This window comes from Thioalkalivibrio denitrificans (genome assembly GCF_002000365.1).
Classification (GTDB): domain Bacteria; phylum Pseudomonadota; class Gammaproteobacteria; order Ectothiorhodospirales; family Ectothiorhodospiraceae; genus Thioalkalivibrio_A; species Thioalkalivibrio_A denitrificans.
Window position 1 is genome coordinate 24,582 of the sequence record NZ_MVBK01000049.1, and the last position, 18,113, is coordinate 42,694.

14 protein-coding genes, 1 pseudogene and 1 other annotated feature are annotated in these 18,113 nt (G+C 61.5%); of the genes and pseudogenes, 2 read left to right on the top strand and 13 right to left on the bottom strand.

The window, feature by feature from the left end:
- Positions 1-15: 15 nt before the first annotated feature.
- From B1C78_RS09095 to B1C78_RS09145, 9 genes and pseudogenes are all read right to left on the bottom strand, one after another.
- Positions 16-543 carry a chemotaxis protein CheW gene (locus tag B1C78_RS09095; RefSeq protein WP_077278847.1) on the bottom strand — a complete coding sequence of 176 codons (528 nt, stop codon included), beginning with the start codon at positions 541-543 and terminating at the stop codon, positions 16-18.
- Positions 540-2,624, bottom strand: a complete 2,085-nt coding sequence (locus B1C78_RS09100) for a chemotaxis protein CheA (protein ID WP_077278848.1) — start codon at positions 2,622-2,624, stop codon at positions 540-542. The genes B1C78_RS09095 and B1C78_RS09100 overlap by 4 nt, the downstream gene beginning before the upstream one ends.
- A 9-nt stretch (positions 2,625-2,633) precedes the next feature.
- On the bottom strand, positions 2,634-2,996 hold the full coding sequence (locus B1C78_RS09105; RefSeq protein WP_077278849.1) for a response regulator: 363 nt from the start codon (positions 2,994-2,996) through the stop codon (positions 2,634-2,636).
- Between the two features lie 28 nt (positions 2,997-3,024).
- Positions 3,025-3,348, bottom strand: coding sequence for an STAS domain-containing protein (locus tag B1C78_RS09110; RefSeq protein ID WP_077278850.1), 324 nt, complete (start codon positions 3,346-3,348; stop codon positions 3,025-3,027).
- 276 nt (positions 3,349-3,624) lie between these two features.
- Positions 3,625-7,176, bottom strand: a complete 3,552-nt coding sequence (locus tag B1C78_RS09115) for a S41 family peptidase (RefSeq protein ID WP_245795385.1) — start codon at positions 7,174-7,176, stop codon at positions 3,625-3,627.
- 1,074 nt (positions 7,177-8,250) lie between these two features.
- Positions 8,251-8,811 (bottom strand): hypothetical protein, encoded by a 561-nt coding sequence (locus B1C78_RS09125; protein ID WP_077278853.1) that lies wholly within the window; start codon positions 8,809-8,811, stop codon positions 8,251-8,253.
- 208 nt (positions 8,812-9,019) lie between these two features.
- Entirely contained in the window at positions 9,020-10,111 is a 1,092-nt protein-coding gene (locus B1C78_RS09130; RefSeq protein WP_077278861.1) for a ComEC/Rec2 family competence protein, read from the bottom strand.
- Positions 10,112-10,430: 319 nt separating this feature from the next.
- Positions 10,431-10,748 carry a hypothetical protein gene (locus B1C78_RS09140; protein WP_139349871.1) on the bottom strand — a complete coding sequence of 106 codons (318 nt, stop codon included), beginning with the start codon at positions 10,746-10,748 and terminating at the stop codon, positions 10,431-10,433.
- A gap of 135 nt (positions 10,749-10,883) precedes the next feature.
- Positions 10,884-11,878, bottom strand: a pseudogene (locus tag B1C78_RS09145) (transposase).
- Positions 11,484-11,600, bottom strand: a sequence feature (AL1L pseudoknot). It overlaps the preceding pseudogene by 117 nt.
- Between B1C78_RS09145 and B1C78_RS18065 the strand changes: the two are divergent.
- A complete protein-coding gene (locus B1C78_RS18065) occupies positions 11,854-12,186 on the top strand; it encodes a 5-formyltetrahydrofolate cyclo-ligase (RefSeq protein WP_077278856.1) in 333 nt (110 codons plus the stop codon). The pseudogene B1C78_RS09145 and the gene B1C78_RS18065 sit on opposite strands and share 25 nt — an antisense overlap.
- Positions 12,187-12,734: 548 nt before the next feature.
- Here B1C78_RS18065 and metE read toward each other — a convergent pair.
- Positions 12,735-15,026, bottom strand: a complete 2,292-nt coding sequence (gene metE / locus B1C78_RS09155; RefSeq protein ID WP_077278857.1) for a 5-methyltetrahydropteroyltriglutamate--homocysteine S-methyltransferase — start codon at positions 15,024-15,026, stop codon at positions 12,735-12,737.
- 114 nt (positions 15,027-15,140) lie between these two features.
- On the opposite strand from metE, the gene B1C78_RS09160 reads away from it, so the two are divergent.
- Complete coding sequence (locus B1C78_RS09160) at positions 15,141-16,049, top strand: LysR family transcriptional regulator (protein WP_077278858.1); 909 nt, start codon at positions 15,141-15,143, stop codon at positions 16,047-16,049.
- An 877-nt stretch (positions 16,050-16,926) separates the two neighbouring features.
- Here the strand turns inward: B1C78_RS09160 and B1C78_RS17400 are convergent.
- From B1C78_RS17400 to B1C78_RS09165, 3 genes are all read right to left on the bottom strand, one after another.
- Positions 16,927-17,160: a hypothetical protein gene (locus B1C78_RS17400; RefSeq protein WP_139349872.1), complete on the bottom strand. Its 234-nt coding sequence runs from the start codon at positions 17,158-17,160 to the stop codon at positions 16,927-16,929.
- A 66-nt stretch (positions 17,161-17,226) separates the two neighbouring features.
- Positions 17,227-17,376 carry a hypothetical protein gene (locus tag B1C78_RS17625; protein ID WP_175628273.1) on the bottom strand — a complete coding sequence of 50 codons (150 nt, stop codon included), beginning with the start codon at positions 17,374-17,376 and terminating at the stop codon, positions 17,227-17,229.
- 72 nt (positions 17,377-17,448) lie between these two features.
- Positions 17,449-18,113: MFS transporter (locus tag B1C78_RS09165; RefSeq protein WP_139349873.1), on the bottom strand; the 665-nt coding region annotated here is incomplete at its 5' end.

An 18,113-nucleotide genomic window follows, 5' to 3' on the forward strand; every position in this document is an offset into this window, starting at 1 on the left:
ATTACCTCGAAAAGGTCATTCGGTTGCGCGGGAGATAGCGCTCAGCTCTTCCGGCCTCAACAGGCGGTCGATGTCCAGAAGCATCACCATGCTCTTGTCCAGGGTGGCCAGACCGCTGATGAAGTCGGCGTCCACCACCGTGCCGAAATCCGGCTTCGGGCGGATGTCCTCGGGCGCGAAGTTCAGCACGTCCGAGACCGCATCGACGACGATGCCGAATGTGCGCTCGCGGTCTTCGTGCATGAGCGACAGCACGATCACCACCGTGGTGGGGGTGTATTCCACCGATTCCAGGTTGAAGCGCATGCGCAGGTCCACGATGGGCACGATAACGCCGCGCAGGTTCAACACACCCTTGAGATAGGCCGGCGCGTTGGGGATCTGGGTCACCGGGGTCCAGCCCTTGATCTCCTGAACGCGCAGGATGTCCACCCCGTAGTACTCGTCGGCCAGGGAGAAGGTCAGGTACTGGTTGACCTGTGAATCGCCGGCCTTCCCGGCGGTCTCCCGAAGACTCTGCTCTTGCTTGATCACCTGGGTCATACAGCCTCCTCAATCTGGGCCCGTTTTCGTACGGCGTCCTGCGCCGGCGGATTGGTCATGCGGATCAGTCCGGGGATGTCCATGATCAGCGCGACGGAGCCGTCACCGAGGATCGTCGCCCCCGAGGTGCCCTCCACGCGCCGGAAATTGGTTTCGAGACTCTTGATCACCACCTGCTGCTGACCGAGCAGTTCGTCCACGAACACGGCGGCCCGCTGGCCGTCGCCCTCCACGACCACCAGCAGGCCCTTGGTGAGGTCCTCGGTATCGCCCCGAACGCCGAACACCCGGTGCAGGCGGATCACCGAGAGATACTCGTCGCGCAGCCGGTAGACCTCGGCCATACCCGCCACCACGTTGAGCGACTCAGGCATGGCCTGCAGCGATTCGATGATAGAGACCAGCGGGATGATGTAGATCTGCTCGCCCACGCGTACCAGCTGGCCGTCCAGAATGGCGAGCGTCAGCGGCAGGCGGATGGTGATGCGCGAACCCTGTCCCTGGCGCGAGGTGATCTCGACGCTTCCACCCAGGTCCTGGATGTTGCGCCGAACCACGTCCATGCCGACACCGCGCCCGGATACATCGCTCACCGTCTCGGCCGTGGAGAAGCCGGGCTGGAAGATGAGGTCGCACACCCGCTCATCGGGCATCGCGGCCGCATCCGCCTCGCTGATCAGGCCCCGCTCGATGGCTTTTTTCAGCACCTTCTCCCGGTTGATGCCGGCGCCATCGTCGATGATCTCGATAACGATGTTGCCCCCCTGGTGGTACGCGTTGAGCAGAAGATGACCGGTAGCGGGCTTGCCGGCGGCCAACCGCACCTCCGGGACCTCCAGACCGTGATCCAGCGCGTTGCGCACCAGGTGCACCAGTGGATCGCCGATCTTCTCCATGACCGTCTTGTCCAGTTCCGTGTTCTCGCCCGACATGCTCAGTTCCACCTGCTTGCCCAGCTGCGCGCTCAGATCGTGCACCAGGCGCGGAAAGCGGTTGAAGGCGAAGCTGATGGGCAGCATGCGGATGCGCATCACCGATTCCTGGAGTTCCCGGGTGTTGCGTTCCAGTGACGTCAGACCGTCGCGCAGCTTCTCCAGCTGCACCTGCGAGCCGCCCTGCACCAGTTCGTTGCCGATCTGGCCCAGCATGGACTGGGTGATCACCAGCTCACCCACCATGTTGATGAGGGCATCTATCTTGTCGGTGTTGACACGAATGGAGCCGGTGTCGGCACGCCGGTCGCCCGCCCCACGGCGGTCACCACCGGAACGCCGATCAAACCCGGAACGGGTCTGCGCAGGCGGATTCACCCCGGAGCCGGCGGACGCATGCTGCGCGACGGCCGTCGATGATTGAACGGGTGCCGCCACCTCGCCGCCCGAGAGCGGCTCTATGCGCAACTCGCACTGATCCTCCACCCACTCGAACACCTCGTTGACCGCCTCCCGACCCACGGGACCTTCGAGGCGGATATCCCAGGACAGCAGACAGTCCTCCGGATCGAGCTCCTCAAGGGAGGGGAGCCGCGCCAGATCACACGTCACCTGCACGCTGCCCAACTCCTCCAGGGCTGCGAGAATGCGCAACGGATCGTTCCCGGTACGCATGACATCGGGCTCCGGGGCAAATCGTATGTGCCATCCGGCGCCATTCCCTCCGGTGCTTACCGCAGTCTGCTCAGGCATCGGGGCGGTGTTTTCCTCGTTAAGCGAGGCGTCGATGGCACTTCGCACCGTGGCGATGCGCTGCGCGTCCACCTCCACGCCGTCACGGGCGGCCACCAGCATCTCGCGCATGCAGTCCACCGCCTCCAGCAGAAGCTTCACCAGTTCGGGGCTGACCGCGCGGCGCCCCCCGCGCATCTCATCGAGCAACGTCTCGACGCCGTGGGTAAACTCGCCTACGGGACCAAAGCCAAAGGTCCCCGCACCGCCCTTGATGGAATGCGCCGCTCGAAAGATAGTGTTGATCGCCTCCACGTCGTCCGCCTGAAGCTCCAGCAACTGGGACTCCATGGCATCCAGACCCTCGAAGCTCTCGTCGAGGAAGGTCTGCACGAACTGGCTGACATCGATGCTCATGATGACCGGTCAGCCAAGGACACGCTTGACGGTGGACAGCAGCTGATCCGGACTGAAGGGCTTGACGATCCAGCCGGTGGCACCGGCCGCCTTGCCCTCCTGCTTCTTCTCCGGGCTGGATTCGGTGGTCAGCATGAGGATGGGCGTGAACTTGTAGCTGGGCAGGGATCGCAGTTCGCGCACAAGGGAGATCCCGTCCATGCCCGGCATGTTGACGTCCGAAAGCACCAGGTCCACGCCTCCCCCCTTGGCCTTTGTAAGGGCATCACGCCCGTCGGTCGCCTCCAACACGTCATGACCGGCCTCCTTCAGGGTGAAAACAACCATCTGGCGCAACGAGGTCGAATCATCTACCGCAAGAATCTTTGCCACTGGCTTCTCTCCGTTGCTTCCTGTCAACTCAGTCGTCCCGGCCCCGAATGGCGGGCCCGAACAGGGACTCAACACCCAGCCGCCGAACGGCGGCCGGCAACACATCTCCCGCGGCGTGCACGCTGACCGGTACCTGGCGTGCGTGAGCCTCTCGCAGGAACGCCACCAGTAACTGAAGGCCCGCGGTGTCGGTCCGGGATACGGGGTGCGCGTGCAGTTCCACCGGGACACCCGCACCCAGGGCCGCGAGAAGTTGCTCGCGTACCGCCCGCACACTCGTGATGTCCATTGATTCGGGCAGAGACACGCAGGTCGCGTCCCCCTGAGCCCTCGATTGTTCACGTTCCGGCATGCTGCCCCCCAACAAATGTCGTCGATGGCCTCCTGCACTGCCCCGTGTGGGTCAGCACATTCGGCGTACTTGCCCCCAGGGCCAGGATCATGTCAGCGATACCCGGCTCAAATTAACAATTGTAATACTATTCATATTTTTCACATTTTTTGCGCAGTTCATCTGTCAATATGCTCCGGCTGTCGCACCCGCCGGTTCATCGGGCCAGCGATGGGCGCCCGAAATACCTCGATCCGGACAGAAAAGCGTCTCGGGAGTCCCCTGGCGCAGCTGGCGCTATCGTTCCCCGTCCAGCCGGTGCAACAGATCCTCCACGGCCCGTTCGAGCTGGGGATCCCGGCCGGCCACCTCGTCCTCGGGCGTCTGGTCCACCGGCAGGTCGGGCATGGCCCCGTGATGCTCCATGTCGGTTCCGTCCGGCAGATACCAGCCGCGGTACGGTCGCCGTACGGTGGCGCCGTCGATCAGGCTGTACCGGCCGCTGGAGATCACACCGCCGTAGGTCTGGCGGCCCACGAGCGTGCCGCGATCCAGCGTTGTGAACGCGTGCGCAAGAATCTCTGCATTGGAATAGCTCTTCTCGTTGGCCAGCATATTGATGGGCAGGGTGTAGCGCGGCGCATCAAGCCTGCCCTGCGGGTAATGGCCGGCCTGTTCGGGGTCGGCGCCGGCCGGGACGGTGTAGGCATGCTCCGGCGCCATGATGGACGTGAGGATGCGATCCGTCGTGCTCCCTCCGCCGTTGTTGCGTACATCGATGATCAGACCCTCCCTGCCCTCCGCGGCGGCGTACAGGTCGGCCTGAAACCCTTCGAGGGAGGTCTGGTTCATCGCCTGAATGTGCAGATACCCGATCCGCCCGTCGGAGAGCGTGTTGACGGTGCGGCGGCTCTCCTCCAGAAAGGCCTCGTAACGAAGCCGGGCGAGCGCGTCGTAATCCACCGGTGTGATCAGAGTGCGATAGACGTTTCGCAGGGTCCCGACCGGACGTTCCAGGGTCACGATGACCTCCTGCCCGACACGTCCGCGCAGTCGCCGTGTGAGCGACTCATCCGGCTCGAAGGGCTGCAGGTCGACCTCAGTGACGATGTCGCCCTCCCGGAGCTGCATCGAACCGCTATCGGCAGGGCCGTTTGGCACGATGCCGGTGATTCGAAAACCGACATAGCCGTTCGCCAGGGTCACGGTCTCGTGCTCGATGCCGAGGCGCCCGACCGGTTGCCGCAACGGCGAGCCCGGGCCGGGATTGGATACGCCCGTGTGCGATGCCGCCAGTTCACCCATCAGGCGGTTGGCCACGTCGCTGAACTCGCTCGGCGTGCGCGCGCGCGCGATCAGCGCCTCGTAGTCTTCCACCACGGTGGCCCAGTCGAGCCCCTTCATGTCAGGGCGATAGAAGTGCTCCTCGATCATGCGTGCCGCCTCGTGAAACTTCTGCAGGGACTGGCGCCGCAGATCGACGCGGATGGTATCCGATATGTCGAGTTGACGGTGCACCGGATTCCCGCTCAGGTTCACCATGCCCACGCGACCCCGGGAGATGTAGATCAGCCGGTCTCCGGCGTTGTCCAGGTGCTGCACGTTGACCTCGGGCCCCAGCGGCTGCCTCAGACTGCCGTCCCAGTTCATGACGATCAGCCCCTCCCCCGCGGAATTGAACACGTAACGATCCCCCCCGGGGCTCATCTCGTTGGAAAACTGATGCGTCGGTTGCGCCGTCACGCGCTTCACACGTCGCCAGGCCCCTTCCAGGTCGAGGTCGAGTTCCTCGCCGGCCCGGGCGCTCCCGTCCCGATCACTCTCCGACTGTCCTGCGGCGGCTGCCGTGCGCGCGTCACGGTAGTACCTTGTCAGCTCCCTTGCCGTGTAGCGCTCCAGATCCCGGTCGAGGTATACCCGGTAGAGGTCGTAGCTGCCACCGGATCGGTTGGAAATGAACGTCAGTTTGCGTCCATCCGCGGACCAGCGGGGGTTGATGTCGTCACGCGGATGTCGGGTGATGTTGACCGGATCCCCCGATCCGTCTGCAGCCACGATGAAGATGTTGGCACTGAAGTTGAGATCGTTCTGGGCGTAGACGATATACCGACCGTCAGGCGACCACCGCCAGCGAATGGTGCTGTCCCACCCGCGTACCAGCCTGTGCTCGTCACCGCTTTCCAGGTGCCTGACCACCAGGTCACCCCGTCCGCGCCGAAACGCAATGTACTGTCCGTCGGGCGATGGCGCGGCATCCCGTTCGTTATGTTCCGTCTGCACCACCGGCAGCACCGTGAACATCACGGCCTCGTGCCAGCGTGCGGGATCGTCCGCCAGGGGCGGCTCCCGCGCGGGGGTCGGCTCCAGTTCCCGCTCTGGAATGCTCTCCGGCAGTTCGGGCAGTTCCTGGATCGGCTCGGGCAGCGCTGCCGGGTCGGTGGGCGTATCGGGATCCGGCTCCGCGAGTGGATCATCGGGGATGGCGGGATCCACCGGGGCGAACGGGTCTTCCGGATCCAGCGCGGGTGGTTCGGGTTCCGGCTCCGGTTCGTCGGCCTGATCCGGCTCGGCCGTCGCCCCCGTTGCATCCGGGACGTCGGCGGCGGCCCGGGGTGCGGGATCCGGTGTCGCGGCAGACTCACCGCCGGGGTGGCGTTCGTAGGTGCGACGGATCTCGCCACGCGTCAGTGCCACGCGCGCTTCGTAGATGGACTCCGTCCCATCGGAGTCATTGGTGAAGTACAGACTGACGCCGTCGGGGGACCAGGCCAGATCCCTGTGACGGGCATGGGTGCCGGGTGTCACGGCGCGGGTGGCGCTGTGCCGATCCGTATGGCGCACATAGACACGCCCATACGCGATATAGGCCATGGTCCTCCCGTCGGGACTCAGCCTCGCCTCGGTCACATCCCGGTCGATGCGGCGCAGTTCGTGGTCGTCATGGCCCTCGTCGCCCACATGCATGCGGACCGGCCGGGGTTCGGCCTCAGGATCGGTGAGATCCAGCGTATAGATCGTGTCCCAGACATGGAGCACTGCCGTGTCGCCGTGACGTGCCACATCGAAATGCTGGATATCGCGCCCCTCGAACCCGGTCAGGCGCCGGACCTGTCGGTCCTCGTCGTCCAGATCGACACGATAGAGATTGACGGTATCGAGTTCACGATCCGACATGAAAACCAGGGTGCGACCATCGACCCACTGGGCGTTGCCGTCGTCTCCGTCCCGATCCGTCAGCGCCTCGAAAGTGCCTTCCCGACGGTCCAGTATCCAGATGTTCATCGCATCCGGACCCCGGTAATGCCGGCGGCCCCAGTCGTGGTAGTACCCGCCCCGGGTGAACGCCACACGGCGGCCATCGGGCGAGAGCCGGGGCGCCGATCCGAACGCTTCATGCAGACGCCTCGGCTCTCCGCCTTCCGGGGAAACTACATAGGGGCGCTGATCGCGATAGACGTCGGCCTCGAGAAGACCGGAGAACGTGATCACCGACTGCCCGTCCTCGTCGAGGCTGTAGGCCGGAAAGCGAACGTGGCGGTCGCCGTGCGTGATCTGGGACAGGCGGGTGCCGTCGCGGTGAATCCGCCAGAGGTTGAGGTACCCGTCCCGCATGGAGGTGAAGATGATCCACTCCCCGTCGGGGCTCCAGCTGGAGTGCAGATCATCCAGCTGATGACGCGTCAGGCGTATCGCATCCCCGCCAACGCCGGGAACACGCCATAGGTCCCCGCCCCAGCTGAAGATCAGTTCCGAACCATCCGGACTGATCGAGGGGAAGCGTGGCAGGCCAAGGTGTTCATCGTCGGCGCCCGCGGATCCCAGCAGGGCCGCAATCACCAAACCTGCCAAAATCAGGATGGCGTTCCGTCGCCGCCATTCCGTCCTTTCGGCTTGCTCAAACATCATCCATCCCAAACCCGTATCGTCAGGGACGCACCAAGGCGGATCCCTGCGGGTCACTATGCCAGAGAGAAAATGATGCGTCAGGCCTGTCTCCCGAGGGCGACACCTGAGGAAGATTTGTTACCAAGTGTTCAAGCGCTGTTTCAAGAGATTGAAAGCGAAGGGGCCCCGATAACACCGGGGACCCTTTGCTTTGAATATGGCGGAGAGGGAGGGATTGACGGGCGACCTCCATGTCGCCCGCCCCTTCGGGGCGTTGCGCTACGCGCAACGTCAGATCGGCTTCCTGCCGATCTGATCGAACCCACGTCTCTATATCGAGGGTTCGAATCTCGTTCCCATCAAATATCCAAACGCAGAGGGGCNNGCCCCTCTGCGTTTGGATATGGCGGAGAGGGAGGGATTCGAGCACCCTGCCCTTAAGCCGTTGATTTAGGGAGCCTTTTCACAACGACTTTCTTTGCGCGTAACACCACGGAGTAACACCCGCAGTAATTTAAGATTAGCATCGTACGCTTCGAAATCGCAACCGACTATCTGGTTCTTTCAACCGTTTGACCCAAGTCCCGGGTCGTTTCGTCGCGCTTTGGCCGTCGCTTCCATCTCCGCAATGCGTTCCATCGATCTCGCACAATGCTCGATTGCGTCATCCACCGCGCGCTCCGCCCGCTCGGTCGCTCTGTTCACCTCGTCCAGCATCGCCGACAAACACTCGCAATCGTACATCTCCCACTCCTTCGGTCAGTTGGCACTACCGGGCTACCCCCCCGCGAACATGCCGTCATTTCTCTCGGAAAGACACGTCGTTGTCTGAATCGATTAGTTATCTGGTTCCATCTTTCCGCCTTGTCAAGCCGCTGGCGCGAAAACTCCTTTGAGATCTCCCAAAACAATCGCTCTAGGCGAGGCAACGCAGTGCTGAGCCGGAGCCCTCATTGCGGATCGTTTTGCTCATGGTCCTTGCAGAATCCCCACCAATCAAGTCTGTCCGTTCTCGCACTACGTTGCCCATCGCTTCTGCTACTCGGAGTCTCCGTCATCTCCTATCTTTTGCTCGAGATTAAGACTGCGAAGCGCGACTATTAGCTCATCTTGGTCATAGACCCACTGCGAGCCGTCCGCCAGTCGAACTCTGGCAATATACGTAACTGACGTGAGCAATCGAGTGATATCCGTCTCTCGAGCACGCCACTGAGCAGACAGTGACACTTCACCTGCACCAAAATCCTTGATCTCCGTGTTTGCAAGGTTACTCATATGCTGCCCAAAGGCGTCGTACTGGATCGTACGTAGCTGAAGACCGCGAATCGGATGGTCCACTACTATGATCGTTTCAGCGGCAAACCGAAAGGCGCGATCTTGATATGCGATCGCCGTGGCATGTGAGCGGATCTGAACCGGCGAACTGGGATCGTTGAACAGGATGCTTTCCCGCTCTAGTGAGGACCCACTGTTGATGGCTATGCCGCTGATGGTGAGATTGAAGGAACCATCCGAATGCCTACTAATCTCATATGCCTGCGAAGAGAAAGTAGCGATCGCTAGACATGCTCCCAAAGCAAGGCGAAGAATGTGCTGCATATACCCCCCTACTTTTTAGCTTGGTCCGACTCATTCGGCCGCCTCATTGAGGTCGTGCCATGCATCTAGTCTCCTCCCCCATGCACAAGGGGATGCCATTTCCATAGATCCCCGCTGCCCAACGTCCGCCAGTCGTCCATGCACGATACGCGTCGGATGGAACACCTTATTGGGCTTTGTCTGATTCGCCCTGCCACCCGTCCATCTATTACTCTTCCTGTTCCTCTGGATATTCGACTGGAGTTACAGCTGTCCATCCTTCCCTATGGGGCGCATTATGGCCTGTTCTGATACTCCGTCCCTCGGTTGTGATCACCTTCGCACCCCTATGGATGAAGGCTCGTACAACGGCTTTGCGCGGATGGTCCTCGTCCTTCTTGGCAGAACTGATGATGGCTGTAAATCTCTCTTGGCCATTCTGCGGTTTCGCAGAAAGTCGAGGACCAAGCCACCGATCAAGAAGCTCTGTCGACACATTGCGCCGCGACCCGTGATGAGGGACCTGGAACCGATCCACTCCGGGTAATGCGAGACCGACATGTGGGGCATAGTCTGCCGCCTCGGCAAGGCCCGCTCGGCCGGCATCAGCAGTCAAAACTATGCGTTTCTCACAAAGATTGGCGTACTGAATGACGCTCATCTCATTCTCTGCGCTGGTCTCCTCCGGCGAGAACACCTCCGTGCCCCACGCCGCCTTCAGTAACGACATTGTCCTTGCAGCCGCCCTCTCCAAGAATGCCGCAATTCCATCCCCAGAGAACTTTCTTTCCTCCTCTGTCGACTCAGGCGTCCGCTCTGACTGGACTACAAGATCGAGATATCGCTGCTTCGTAGGCGCCAGGACGCAGAATGCTCCAATCCTTTCGCCTTGAAACGGCTCGTATATAGGGATACCTCTTTCCTCTGCTATCTCCTCCAAGGCGGCGATATTCGGATAGATCTCCCGTAGGCGCCTCTGGAGGTTCTCTATTGATGAGAAGCGAGAGAATCGATCGATGATCTCGCCCGCGTAGACCCACGGCCTTAGCATCCAGAGATGCCCAACCTCAAACGTCTCCAAGACGGTTCTTAGGCCGCCCGCGTGGTCGCCATCCGGATGACTCACAATTACATGTCCAATGTACGCTGGGTTTCCGTAGTACTTCTTGATGTGCTCCACAACGCTCTGCCCAGCAGCTTGGAATCCGCCATCTACCACGTGGATGTACGCGCTATCGTCAATCTGATAGCGGAGCGAGATTGCGTCTCCACTTTTGGAAGATTCTACGTCCAGGAAGTCAATCTCAAAGTAGTCGCTCATCGTGCCGCTAGCGCCCCGCACCCTTTATTGCCAATACCGTCGAAACAAACCGCCGTCCGTGGTTGCGCGCGGCCTGTCCCGCAAGCAAGAACTGCAAAGCCAGTCCTCCGATATAGAGCAGCACCACCTTCATAGGTGACATCTGAAATATGGCTGCGGCCCCTAGTGCCACAAGCATCATCAAGGCGATACCGGCGTAATCCCGCGTGAACAAGTAGGCCCGATGCGCTTGGACCACCGAAGGCTCTGATTCGACGGTCTTATAGAGCTTATACCAAAGAGCATTCTGTGCCCGAGGATCAGTGGGCAGCGGTCCGTGCTACTTCTCAAGAGCGCTCAGATCGACGCGCGGGTCTGAGCGGGTATATCGGGAAAAGGCCTCGCATCCGGGTAGCGGATTGCTCCAGCGCAAAAACACAATTCTGGACTTGGCATCAGCAGAAAGTTGTGCGCTCAGGACTCCTGTCAGAATAAGCCCCAAGCCAGCGGGTAGCGCTTGGCCTAGGTCGTAGGCAGCTGCAATCCAGTCGCCGGCGAGGAGCAGCTGGCCCTTGAGGATCGCATAGAAGACGATCAAATTGGCGGCCATCACGGCATACAGCGCTGCGCTGTTCTCGCTCTTCAATGAACCTTCCATTGCGCGACCTATCCACGGCTAGCTAGCTGGATTACGACACAGTACCAAATGAGGCCCGACTCTAGCCATCACTTGTGCGACCTCATGAGCGTCCACTGAACCGCCCCGGGTATCGCGGAGGCTAGTTGGTTTAAGTCAAGCCGCCATCGCGGCTTGACTGGCGAGTTGCCGATAGTAGTTTGCCTCAGCTTCCACCGGCGGAATATACCCCAAGGGCTCCATCAACCTCTGATGATTGAACCAGGACACCCATTCCAGCGTCGCCAGCTCCACCGACTCCCTGGACCTCCAGGGGCCGCGGCGATGGATCAGCTCCGCTTTGTACAGGCCGTTGATGGTCTCAGCCAGGGCGTTGTCGTAGCTGTCGCCACGGCTTCCGACCGACGGCTCGATACCGGCCTCGGCAAGTCGCTCCGTGTAGCGAATGCTGACGTATTGCGACCCGCGGTCGGAGTGATGGGTCAGGGCATCGTCACGCTCGGGCACGGTGGTGCAGACCGTCTTGCCACGGCGTGCACCTTGCAAGCCCAGGCGGCGCATGAGCCGCTCCACGCTACAGCGCGCCACGGGAACACCTTCGCGCTTGAGTTGCTTCCAGACCCTGTCGGCGCCGTAAACCTCGAGGTTGGCCTCCCAGACACCCTCAATCTGTGTAACCAGCCGCTCATCGCGCTTGGCCTGGGCACTGCGCATCTCCGGATTGCGCCGCCGGGCCGCATGGCGCCGGTAGGCCGATGGGGCAACCTGCAGCACTTTGCAGATCGGCTCGACCCCATGGGTGTCCCGGTGCTGATCGATGTAGGCGTTTACGACTTCAGTTTGCGGTCGAGCTCCGCCTGCGCGAAAAAAGCGCTGGCGGTACGCAGGATCTCATTGGCGCGCCGCAACTCCTTGTTCTCGCGCTCCAGGTCCTTGATGCGCTGCGTCTCGGCCGCAGTCATGCCCGGTCGCGCACCCGCATCGATCTCCGCTTGCTTGACCCACTCCAGCAGCGTCTGTGGCACGCAGCCGATCTTCGGCGCAATCGACTCCACAACCGCCCACAGCGACGGGTACTCCCCACGGTGCTCCTGGACCATGCGCACCGCCCGCTCCCGGACCTCAGGTGAAAACTTGTTTGACTTGTTCATGGCTCCATCCTCTCAAGAGTTGGAGCCTCCGCGGTGCCCGGGGCGGTTCAGCACCAAAGACGCGTCAGCCGATACGGCCGGACCTCCTGTTGATTCCCCTAGTGGGGTTCGACGAGTCGTTGTACCGATTGGGATACGGTGGCGGTTATTACGACAGAACCATAGTGAGGTTCATTCCCAGGCCGTTAGTGCTTGGAATCGGTTACGACCATTCCCGGCTGAAAACCATTTATCCACAGGATCTCGATATCCCGATGGACAGAATTATCACGGAGTCCGGGATGCTGCAAAACAGCACCTCGCCGTAGCCGGCGTCCCCGTAAATGTGCGTTCAGGGTCGAGAGGTGGAATTGATCAGTGCCACGGCCGACGACTGCAATAATGACTCGGCCTGTCTGCCGAGCGAATGCCCGAGCCGGCTGGCGTCAGTCCCTTGATTCCCTACGCGGTGCTCTACGGCACAAGACAACAGGTCGATGTGAACTGAGACATCATCACCGGTGCGCCCACGAAGCTCGGCAACGGTCGTATCGTCACCAGGATTCTACCGCATTTCCACGAATGGTTGGGTTGCGAGTTATTGCTTCCGCTTAGCCGCCCCAATGCCACCCTCAGCTTTAGACGAACTCGACATTGTAGGTCCCACACCCCTGATCAGGCGGCTTCGGTTCCTAGATGGAAGGCAACAGGCTCAGGGGCTGTCTCAGATCTCGCATGGTGCATCTTCCCACGGCTGATGATGATGCATTGCCTAAGACAAGAGACTCTCTCGGCACGATCAGGTCGTGGACCGTGTTGACAGAGTAAGGTCGGACGGCGGGCGATGGTCCGCCCGCCGTTGCCGGCACGGTCCGGGTCACTGCATGGCGCGCAGGCGTCTGGCCGCCACGACCATGTTGGTCAGAGCCGGGATGACCTCGTTCCACTGGCGGGTCTTCAGTCCGCAATCGGGGTTGACCCAGAGGCGTTCGGCCGGGATGCGCTCGGCTGCCTTGCGCATCAGCTCGACCATGTGTTGCTCGGAAGGGATATTGGGTGAGTGGATGTCATAGACGCCGGGGCCGATTTCGTTCGGGTACCTGAAGTGGTCGAAGGCGTCGAGCAGTTCCATGTCGGAACGCGAGGTCTCGATGGTGATGACATCGGCGTCCATGGCAGCAATGGCCTCGATGATGTCGTTGAACTCCGAGTAGCACATGTGAGTGTGGATCTGAGTCTCATCCGCCACGCCGTTGGCGGTGATGCGGAAGGATTCGACGGCCCAGTTCAGGTAGTCCCGCCACTGCGCCTTACGCAACGGCAGGCCCTCGCGCAGCGCCGCTTCGTCGATCTGAACCAGGTTCACGCCGGCGGCTTCCAGATCCAGAACTTCCTGGCGCATGGCCAGAGCCAGTTGCAGACAGGATTCTCGGCGTGGCTGATCGTCACGCACGAACGACCAGTTGAGCATGGTCACCGGGCCCGTGAGCATGCCTTTCATGGGCTTGTCGGTCAGAGACTGCGCGTACCCGGTCCACTCCACGGTCATTGCCCGTGGGCGCCTGATGTCGCCGAACAGGATGGGTGGTTTGACACAGCGTGAACCGTAGGACTGCACCCAGCCGAACCGGCTGAATACATACCCCTCCAGTTGCTCACCAAAGTACTCCACCATGTCGTTGCGCTCGGCTTCTCCATGCACCAGAACGTCCAGACCGAGTCTTTCCTGTTCACGCACGGCGCGTTCAATTTCGGCCTTCATTCTTGCGGTGTATTCATCGGCAGAAATTTCCTGCCTTTTGAAGGCAAGACGGGTCTTACGGATATCGTGCGTCTGCGGGAAAGAGCCGATGGTGGTGGTCGGGTACAGTGGCAGATTCAGGTGGGCGCGTTGTTTGGCGGCGCGCTCGGCGTAGGAACTACGACGGTTGCCGAGTTCGGAGGTGATATTCTTTACGGCCTCTTTCACCATCGGATCATGTACGCGCCCGGACCGCTGACGGCTCTCCATGGCGGCTTTGTTGGCAGCCAGTTCTTCGGCCACAGAATCGCGCCCTTCGTTTATGGCTTTGCCCAGTACGGACAGTTCCGCCAACTTCTGTGTGGCGAACGCCAGCCAGCTGCGGATGTCGGCGTCTAGTTTTGCTTCGCTGTCCAGATCCATCGGCACATGCAGCAACGAGCATGACGGCGCGATCCACAGACGTTCACCGAGTTTCGTGGCCAACGGCTCCAGCCAGTCCAATGTCGCGTTCAGGTCGGTTTTCCAGACATTACGGCCGTCGATCAGACCGATTGACAGCACTTTGTGGGCCGGCAGCCAGTCAACGACATTGATGATTTCCTCGCGGCCGCGCACCGCGTCCACGTGCAGACCGGCTATCGGCAGATTGCAGGCCAGTTGCAGGTTGTCCTGCAGCGTGCCGAAATAGGTAGTCAGCAGTAGTTTGATCCGGCTCGCCTTGAGATCGTGATAGGCGGTGTTGAAGGCATGCTGCCAGTCGGTAGCGAGTTCGGTGACCAGGATGGGCTCGTCGATCTGCACCCATTCGACACCCTGTCCGGCCAGCGTCTCCAACAGCTCGCCATAGACCGGCAGCAGGCGCTCGAGCAGTGCGAGCTTGTTGGAACCGTCCTTGGCCTTGCCGAGTGCGAGGTAGGTCACCGGACCGATGATGACGGGCTTGAGTTTGACGGATTGTGTTTTCGCCTCGGCCAGTTGGTCCAGCAGGCGTGAGGCATCCAGCTTGAACGCGGTGTCGGAACTGAATTCGGGGACGATGTAGTGGTAGTTGGTGTCGAACCACTTGGTCATTTCACCAGCTGCGATCCCGCAACCGCATCGCGTGTGTGCTTCGGCCGCCTGCGTCGAGCGCCCGCGGGCGACGCGGAAATAGTTGTCCAGTGTTTCGCCCTGGAGGCCTCGCACGCGCTCGGGCAGATTGCCCAGAGTGAAACTCATATCCAGCACCTGGTCGTAGAAGGAGAAGTCGCCCACGGGCAGGAGATCCAGCCCCGCCTGGTCGCGCCAGTGGCGCTGACGAAGCTCGGCACCGAGTTCCTTGAGTGCATCGAGGGATGACTGTCCTTTCCAGTAGGATTCGAGGGCGAACTTCAGTTCCCGCCGGACGCCGATACGCGGATAGCCGAGGTTGTGGGTGCGTGCCATGGTGTTAGCCTCCGTCGGTTGAACGAGGGTGCCATGCTACGTCGCCACAACTATGAACAAAAACGGTATTATTTCATCAATACATGAAGCATATTCACATGAGGGGGGCCCGGCATGGCCCGACTGGAACGCACCCATCTCGAAATCATCCGCGCGGTCGACCAACACGGCTCCTTGACCGCCGCGGCGGACAAACTGCATCTCACTCAGTCCGCGCTCAGCCATAGTGTGCGCAAGCTGGAGGATCACCTGGGGTTGGCCATCTGGCGGCGCGAGGGGCGCAGCCTGCGGCCCACCCAAGCCGGTGAGTATCTGCTGAGCGTTGCCAGGCGCCTGTTACCACAGCTCGCACATGCCGAGGCGCATTTGCGTCAGTTTGCCGAGGGAGGGCGCGGCACGCTTCGCATCGGCATGGAATGCCACCCCTGCTACCAGTGGCTGCTGAAAATCGTGGCGCCCTATCTCGCCGCCTGGCCGACGGTCGATGTGGACGTGATTCAAAAGTTCCAGTTTGGCGGCATCGGCGCGTTGTTTGGGTTTGAGATAGACATGCTGGTCACACCTGACCCACTCTACAAAACCGGGCTTTGCTTTGAGCCGGTGTTCGATTACGAGTTGGTACTGGTGGTCGGTCCGGGACACCCTCTGCGCGAGGCGGCTTTTGTACAGCCCAAACAGCTTTCCGACGAAACGTTGATCACGTATCCCGTGGAAGCGGACCGACTGGACATCTACAACCGGTTCCTCACCCCGGCGGGCATCACCCCGAAGCGCCACAGGCACATCGAGACCACCGACATCATGCTGCAGATGGTCGCGAGCGGGCGCGGCGTGGCCGCCTTGCCGCGCTGGCTGGTGGAGGAAAACGCCGCCAAGTTCAGCGTTATGCCGGTGAGACTGGGGCGACGGGGCGTGACCAAGCAGATCTTCCTAGGTTTCCGCGAGGCAGACGCCGGAATCGGGTATCTGCATGCTTTCGTCGATCTGGCACGGGCGCATCGTGACGAAGTACCGGAGCCCTGATCGCCTCACTGCCATACCGCGCCATGAGCACTGGCCCAGCACCAAGCTGCAGGGTTCATGTGGGCGACACGGTGCTGGGATTCCTCGGGGCTTGCGCCCCCATTAGTCTTGACGCGCACAGCCCGGTTTTTGCCACAACATTATGTGACTGTGACAATGGGGAACCTGGTGCGAATCCGGGACCGTCACGCCGTGGTATAGGGGAACGAAGGTCACATGCGGGCACTTTCCGGGAGGGCGGCACACACCCGACAATGCTCTGGTGGGCCCCCTTTCCTGGGGGGCTCAGTCGGCAGGGCCAACAACCTCACCTTGTTGGTTCCAGAGGCCCAATTTGAGTCCGAAGTCGACCGGCTGGTCGCCAACAATCTTGTCGATGTCGGGAACTTCTGTGTTCAGGATGAAACTGGTCGCTGGAGATAACGGCCAAGAGCCACGATCGGGACGGCACTCTCCTCTCCAGCAAACCATTCACGCCCGATGGTCTGGATCGTTATGTCGTTAAAGCGCACCCACTCGATTGGCAGTGCATTCTGGATCTGGATCTTCCTGGGTGCAGGCCGACGTCATTTTATGCGCGATATCCATATGCACGAGAGTCTCGATTTCGGCAAATCCGATTGAATCCGAAGTGTCAACGGTGAGCAAGCTCCTCGGCACCCGCCGGTTGTGATGCTTTCGGGCACCTTCTCCTGTGATGGTGTCAGACGCTCGACATCGGGCAGTCAGACGCCAGACCTGCACTTAATCGTAGACTCCGTGCTCGATGTGATCGAGAATCTGCTCGGCCTCTTCGGCACCGACCTAGGCATCCCGCTCCATTTCACCGTATCTTTCCAGACGTTCGACCGTGGTCAGGCCATCCGTGCGTCGCCCCTCACTGCAGTCCACCAGTGTGACCCACTTGCGGGTCATTTACGCCGAAGGCTCGGGCTCCACGACCGGCTGCCCCCCGTTCGGCCTGCCCAGCCACCCACGGCCAGCTCACCAGGAGCAGTGAACCGCCCACAAGGAGCAGGACCTGCCCCTGACGATCGATGCTGACCACGACCTCGTCCGCCTCCGCAAGTGCGGACCGAAACCGTGACAGGCAAGCAAGTTCCAGTTCCATGGCGCGACGCCATCGTCTGAGCCGCTACGCCCGCTTCGAATCAGGTTCCGTTGCCCCACGCGACTGCTAGAGTTCATCACAGGCCTTGAGCAGTGCCTCAAGCACAAGCGCCGCGAAGCCGGCACGGGCCGACGGCTCCTCATGCGCAAGCCCTTCGACCACATGCACCGGCACCGAGGTCTGCACGTACAGACGCCGTCTCTCGTCGCCGGCCATCACCGGCGCGTACAGGCAAAGGATAATGGAGAGAACACAGAGCAGGTGAACCGGCGCAGTGCTGCCGGAGGCTCAGGCCCGAACGCGGTGGGCGGCACGAGCAGCCCCGACCCCCGTCAGCGTCAGCACCCCGGCCAGCGTAAACGCCCCGATGGCCCAGAACACCCCGCCAGGAGCACCCTGGTCCACCACCCAGCCAAGCAGCACCGGAGCCACGGCCGCGCCGGCGCTGAAGCCCGTGGTGACCAGGCCGAAGGCCGTGCCGACGGTGCCGCGGGGCGCGGCTTGGCGCACCATCACATCGCGCATGGGCGCCACCACCGCAATGAAGAACCCCGCGCCGAGCATCAGCCCGAACACGCCCGCCAACGGCAACCCGGCAAAGGTGAGCAACATGACGAAACCGGCCGAAAGAATGAACGCCACCGCCGTGGCCAGCTCACGGCGTTGCACACGGTCCGCCATCCAGCCGCCCAGCAGCGTGCCAGCGGCTGCCGCGACGAAGTACGCGCTGAGCGCCATGTTGGCAGAGGCCAGGGTGATGCCGTGCAGATCCACCAGGGCCACCACCGAGAAGCTCTTGATCCCGCTGCCGGCCATGGCAATGATCACGTAAAACGCGAAGAGCGCAGCGATCACCGGCGTCATCAGCAGGGCAATGCCCGTACGTTCGCCATTGGCACGGCTGCGCGCAGCGGCTGCCCTCGCCTCATGACGCTCGTCGGCGTCGCAAAGCG